The organism is Methanosarcina sp. UBA411 (assembly GCF_002495725.1).
Classification (GTDB): Archaea; Halobacteriota; Methanosarcinia; order Methanosarcinales; family Methanosarcinaceae; genus Methanosarcina.
In genome coordinates this window covers 176132-182131 of sequence record NZ_DAGK01000031.1, presented here as the reverse complement: position 1 = coordinate 182131, position 6000 = coordinate 176132, and the positions used below count along the sequence as shown (strand labels likewise).

At 39.8% G+C, this 6000-nt stretch carries 3 protein-coding genes and 3 tRNA genes; 3 read left to right on the top strand and 3 right to left on the bottom strand.

Annotated elements, in window-relative coordinates; translation table 11 throughout:
• The first annotated feature begins 238 nt into the window (after nt 1–238).
• Nucleotides 239–2662, top strand: a complete 2424-nt coding sequence (locus BP861_RS11990; protein ID WP_292375824.1) for a S9 family peptidase — start codon at nt 239–241, stop codon at nt 2660–2662.
• Nucleotides 2663–2703: 41 nt separating this feature from the next.
• Here BP861_RS11990 and BP861_RS11985 read toward each other — a convergent pair whose 3' ends face one another.
• Entirely contained in the window at nt 2704–3606 is a 903-nt protein-coding gene (locus BP861_RS11985) for a proline iminopeptidase-family hydrolase (RefSeq protein WP_292375821.1), read from the bottom strand.
• A 669-nt stretch (nt 3607–4275) separates the two neighbouring features.
• Nucleotides 4276–4347 (bottom strand) — tRNA-Ala (locus tag BP861_RS11980).
• A gap of 223 nt (nt 4348–4570) precedes the next feature.
• Here BP861_RS11980 and BP861_RS11975 point away from each other — a divergent pair.
• Together BP861_RS11975 and BP861_RS11970 are read left to right on the top strand one after the other, a co-directional pair.
• A tRNA-Ile gene (locus BP861_RS11975) sits at nt 4571–4647 on the top strand.
• Nucleotides 4648–4710: 63 nt separating this feature from the next.
• Nucleotides 4711–4787 (top strand) — tRNA-Ile (locus BP861_RS11970).
• Nucleotides 4788–5101: 314 nt separating this feature from the next.
• On the opposite strand, the gene BP861_RS11965 is transcribed toward BP861_RS11970, so the two are convergent.
• On the bottom strand, nt 5102–5515 hold the full coding sequence (locus BP861_RS11965) for a transcriptional regulator (protein ID WP_292375819.1): 414 nt from the start codon (nt 5513–5515) through the stop codon (nt 5102–5104).
• Between the last annotated feature and the right edge of the window lie 485 nt (nt 5516–6000).

Sequence of the window (6000 nt, the reverse complement as noted above, 5' to 3'; positions counted from 1 at the left end):
TCCCAGACTATGCAGCTCGTTGACGCGTTGATAAAGGCAAATAAGAAATTCGACATGCTAATTGTGCCAAATGCAAACCACTATTACTTCTCAGATAACGAATACGTATTGCATAGGGTTTTCAATTATTTCGTGGAAAACCTGAAAGGCACACCTTAATTTTTATTTGATTTAAATCAGAAAGACTCATAAGAACATCATATCTTCATTAGTTGTCCAAAAAGAAAGGGGGGTCAATATGCAAATCTTACTTGCTAGACTGGGAGATCCAAAACCATCACATATTAAGCCATCTAAAAGTAGGCCGTCTAAAAGGCAGAGCCTCACAAGCATCTGCTTTTTTTCCTTAGCCCTGGTATCTCTTCTACTGTTGTCTGCAATGATGCCTTTGGCAGAAGCTGAAACTATTGATAATGCGACTAAAAATGCGACTGGTTTCTCAACCAATGTGGCTGAATTCTCAGCCAACTTCACTGGCTATGAAAACGCAGATAAATTCTTGCCTGATAATGCAACTGCATCGATGTTCAATGTCAGCATTACTCCTAATTGGATAAACGGCACTAACTCCTTCTGGTACACAAAGAATGACCGTGAAGGCAAGAAGTTCATGCTTGTAGATACTGTAAACCTAACTAAGGATGAAGCCTTCGACCATGAGCTGCTTGCTAAGTCTCTCTCTAACGCATCCAGAACCGAGGTCAACTCCTCAGATCTTCCCTTCGATAAGATCACATTTCTTCCTGGCATGAGCAGCATACGTTTTTCTGCATTCGACAAATCCTGGCAATGTGATCTCAATAGCTACCTTGTCATCAATGCTTCGCCCTGGGCTGAGGAATCGGAGGGGGAGTTGCTTTCACCTGATGGAAAGCTTGCCGTTTTTATTCAGGATCACAATTTATGGATCAGGGAGACGGAAACTGGCGAGACTTATCCTCTAACTGCAGATGGCATTAAAAACTATGCCTATGGTGAGTACTCCGATAACTACAATGAAAAATTGTCTCAGGAGCGTCTGGGGATAAAATCCAAGCCTCTTGCAGAATGGTCTCCCGATTCAAGAAGAATAGCCACATTCAAAATGGATGAAAGGAATGTCGAACCTATCTCGCTGCTGCAATACGTGCCCGAGAATAGCTCCAGGCCAAAGGTTTGGACATATAAGTATCCCATGCCAGGGGACGAATATATACCAATGTATGAGCCCATAGTGCTGGATGTTGTTTCGCGGAAGGTCATTCCTGTTCAACATAGTGCTTTCCCTGAGACATTGGATTTAGAGTACCCTTACAAATGGGATAAAGCAGGTGATACTCTCTACTCAATTTACGATGAGAGGGATGAGAAGACGCTTCATCTTCTTAGAATAGACCCTTCAACCGGTCAAGCAAAAGAGATCCTTAACGAGAGCGCACCTACTTATATTGAGTGGCAACAACCAAATTTCAAGGTACTAGATAACGGCGACTTCATCTGGTTCTCTGAACGTAGTGGCTATGGTCATCTCTACCTCTATGATAAGAACGGCAGCCTGAAAAATCCCATTACAGCAGGGAACTGGACTGTAAGAAATCTCTTATATGTGGATGAAAACCGGTCACTGGTATATTTCACTGCTGGAGGTAGGGAAACAGGTAGAGATCCATATTATCAACACTTATACCGGGTTAACTTAAACGGGAGCAACCTGGAACTTCTCACCCCTGAGGATGCGGATCATCATGTGAGTATGTCGCTGGATGGAAGTACCTTTGTTGATACTTATTCCAGAGTGGACCTTCCACCGGTCACTGTGTTAAGATCAAATGATGGAAGGACACTGCTCACTCTGGAAGAGGGAGATATCGACGACCTGCTCTCAATGGGCTGGAAGTTTCCTGAAAGATTCAGCGTAAAGTCATTAGATGGCCAGTACGATGTTTATGGCATAATCATTCGACCAACCACCTTCAATGCATCTCTTAAATATCCGGTAATAGAGTTTGTATACCCAGGCCCGCAGACTACAATAACACCCAAATCATTCCCCTATATTACTGGAGGCTGGAATCCGATTTGGCTGAACCAGGCTCTTTCTGAAATTGGGTTCGTTGTGGTAATTATGGACGCTCCTGGAACTCCTGGTCGTTCCAAAGCCTTTCACGATGTTTCTTATGGGCACTTGGGCATTGCTGGAGGGCTGGCTGACCATGTCAATGGCTTACAACAGCTTGCCAAAGATCGGCCTTACATGGATCTGGATAGGGTTGGAATTTATGGACATTCCGGAGGTGGCTTCATGACAGCTCAGGCACTCCTTACTTATCCCAATTTCTATAAGGTGGGTGTAGCATCATCAGGTAACTACGACAGCCGATATTACTCGGAAATTTGGGGAGAAAAATACGAAGGCATGCCTCAGGTAAGCAATTACACTGAGCAGATCACTGAGTTGAAGGCATCGAATCTGACAGGGCATCTCTTACTGGCGACAGGAGATATGGATGATAATGTCCACCCCTCCCAGACTATGCAGCTCGTTGATGCATTGATAAAAGCAAATAAGGAATTTGACATGCTAATTGTGCCAAATGCAAACCATGATGACTTCCCGGAGAATGAGTATTTATTGCACAAGATTTTCGATTACTTCGTGGAAAACCTGAAAGGCACACCTTAATTTTTTAGTGGGGCCAAGGTTTTAAATGGAGTGTTGAAAATTTATCTATTTTCTATTTTATTTATAAAATTTCGCACAACCTCAAGATACTCACCTATTTTTTCAAGGTGATGTTCATGAGAGGCGCCCTCAAAGATAACAATCTCAGAGCCCGGAAGCATGCTATGGTAGTATGCAGTTGAAGACGGGGTAGCTTCATCATAGCATCCACAGGTGAAGAGGGTAGGAACGGATATTTCTTTCAGCAAATCCACTCTCTCATAATTTTTGAGACATCCTGTAAGTGTAAACTCACTTGGACCCCACATTTGTTCATAGACTTCGTGCCCTAATTTTTCCAAAGTTCTATTTAGGCAGTCCGGCCAGGGATCTAGGCGGCAGACGTGGATCTTATAATAAACCATCATAGCATCTTGATATTCCTTGGAGTCGAAACATCCAGACATCTCACTCTCGTTAATTGTTTTTTGGAGAGCATCCGAAAGCTCCAAAAGATAGAGTTTCTGATCTGAGGCGAAGCGCGAGGAACTGAGGCAAGGACCTGAGAGAATTAGGCTCATTACACCCTTAGGTTTTTTAACTAATATAAAATCGACAGCTAACATAGTTCCCCATGATTGGCCAAGCAGATGCATTTTATCAAGACCCAAATAGCTCCTAACCTGTTCAAGCTCACTTACAAAGCGCTCCACTGTCCAAAGGAATTTATCGCTGGGCTTATCGGAATTGCCACACCCGAGTTGATCATAGAAAATCACTGGTCGTTCGTCACTCAAAGCTTCAAGGGGTTCAAGATAGTCATGAGGTGCGCCAGGGCCACCATGCAATACCAGAAGAGGGATTTTTTTCCTATTTGCCCCGACAATTTTATACCATATTTTTCCGCCAGTTACTGGGATATAACCCTCGACACCTTTGGCACTACCCTTTCCTTCATAATTCATAATTCTTCACTGGATATTATACTGGCAATATTATATAAACCGTGTCCGGGATTTATCAAGTTACTCGAGACGCTTATAGCTACAACAACAGCATCTAAGAATTTGTGGTTGTTATGTGGTTATTTTTACTAGGAAGTTGCTTTGCTGCCATCATTATGCTATGATATTGCTTGCTGGTCATATTTTCAAAATATATGAATTTGGCATGAAGATAAATAGTAGAGATCTTGTGGCTGACTCTAAGGAAACATTAGCTTGCGCCTTCCTATTGCTTCCTTTAATGTTGAAGCTTTACTGTTGAAGCTTTACTGTTGAAGCTTAAATGAACTATTTTTTGGCTTCTGGCAGGCCGATCCTTTTGTAGGGTTAATAGTAGTGGTATTTTAAGTAGAGACATGAGTGGTGGGAAGAGGCGAACAAAGATGAAGAGGAGGAGTAGATAAATGAGTACAAAAAGATACCTTTCTATGCATAGCACTTTGAGATTGTAACTTCCTTTGGCTGTAATGACTGATGGTTAAAGATGCTTTGCTGTTCTACATCATGTAAAAATCCAGGAAATATGGCTGATTACACAAATATGTGCAGTTAAACAGATCTTTAAGAAAAGAAGCTTGAAAAATTGTAATATTAATTAAAACCATTTTAAGATTTTAAAAAAATTTTAAGTGGACCGGTCGGGAATTGAACCCGAGGCCTCTACCATGCCAAGGTAGCGATCTTCCCCTGATCTACCGGCCCATATTGGGCTTTGCTTTATCAGCATCCCTCATACACTCTATATACTATATAAGGCTATCGCCCTCCGACCCTGCAACTTGTAAATAAAATTTTAAAGTTTGGAAACTCACTATCTTCAAGCAAAAGCTATAAGTAGTAAATTGAGTATTAGAAGTGTTGTCGGATTGGGATGCTTTCCCGAAAAAGCCTTTCAACTTCGAAAATTCTCAAAAACCTGACCATTGGGCCCGTAGCTTAGCTTGGTGGAGCGCACGGCTGATAACCGTGAGGTCCTGCGTTCGAATCGCAGCGGGCCCACCATAATTAAAAATCCTTTCTTAGGAAAATTTTCAGGTTTTTGTAACTACATTTGTTCTTCATTTCGGGCCCGTAGCTTAGCTTGGTGGAGCGCACGGCTGATAACCGTGAGGTCCTGCGTTCGAATCGCAGCGGGCCCACCAAACATTTATTTAATTTTATCATGTTGAATTTTTGTTATGTTGAATTCTTATTATTTCGAACCTTTTTGAGATTTCTTGAGTCTTTTTTCATATTTCTCATCTTTTTATTATATATTTTTATGAAAAAACTTTGAAAAAAGAAATTTAAATAAAAATGACAATTTTCGAAGCTACTTTGTATAATTGAAGATTTTTGATAATTATTCTTTAAATAAACATTTTTATTCTTTAAACAAAAACATTTTTTGTTACTTTTTCTGTAGCAAAAGAATCATAAGGGAAAAGTTTGAGTGGGGAAATCCCCACAAAGAATTTCAGGAAATGCTTTTCAGCCTTTCGATATTTCCGATCACAATTCTGCTTTCGGCTATGATCTTTTCTTCTATCTTGCTGACAATGCAATCCATTGGGACTGTAAGCTTGTATAGCTTGACAGGTCTGCCTTTACCTTTTGATTTCTTTTCTTCCCGGATATCAATCCAGTTATTTTCACGGAGATATCGCATTGCGACACTGACTTCAGGCTGTCTCAAGCCTGATATCATCTCAATACTCTGGGATGAAATTTCCCTTCCTTTTGAAAGGCATGCAAGCGTAAGAGCAATTGGCCTACTGACATTAATTCTTCTAAATAATTCAATCATTTCGTATTCATTTGATCCCATAGTCATCGGGATCTCTTCTTTTGTGTCAGAAATATCCATAACTGGACCAATTTCATCTACCATTTAATCACCCAAAGAGCCATTATAGAGTCCATTAATATAAATATTTACTTATGTTTTCTTTTTAATATTTATTAGTTTATATCCATGTTTTTTCGTTTATTAATTCTGCTTTTCTTTTAGGATTCAAAATCTATTTTTAATTTCGGCTTTTTTTAAACTCAAGCTTTGCTTCAAACTCAAATTTTGAATTTTAATTATATTCTACATAATAACAAGGAGTTGTTTAATTAGGCGTTTGGGCCTTAGATATAACATTAAAAAAGAAATATTCTATTTTAGGAAGGCTTTGAGATAAGCTTCACTACATTCTATCATTCCAGTTCCTTAAAGTTATAAGGTTGTATAAAGAATTTGCAGGGCATCCTTATATTAGAAATTCTTAAAGTTTACGAGCTACCCTCTTTAGCTCTCTTGAGATGTTTCTCCTTTGTATCTTTTGCATTATTTTATATTTTTAAAGGATCCGCGGTTGAGTTAACAACTCA

Bases quoted from the DNA above. Each gene is read 5' to 3' on its own strand.
- BP861_RS11990 (WP_292375824.1), top strand. From the start codon at position 239: ATGCAAATCTTACTTGCTAGACTGGGAGATCCAAAACCATCACATATT.
- BP861_RS11965 (WP_292375819.1), bottom strand. From the start codon at position 5,515: ATGGTAGATGAAATTGGTCCAGTTATGGATATTTCTGACACAAAAGAA.
- BP861_RS11985 (WP_292375821.1), bottom strand. From the start codon at position 3,606: ATGAATTATGAAGGAAAGGGTAGTGCCAAAGGTGTCGAGGGTTATATC.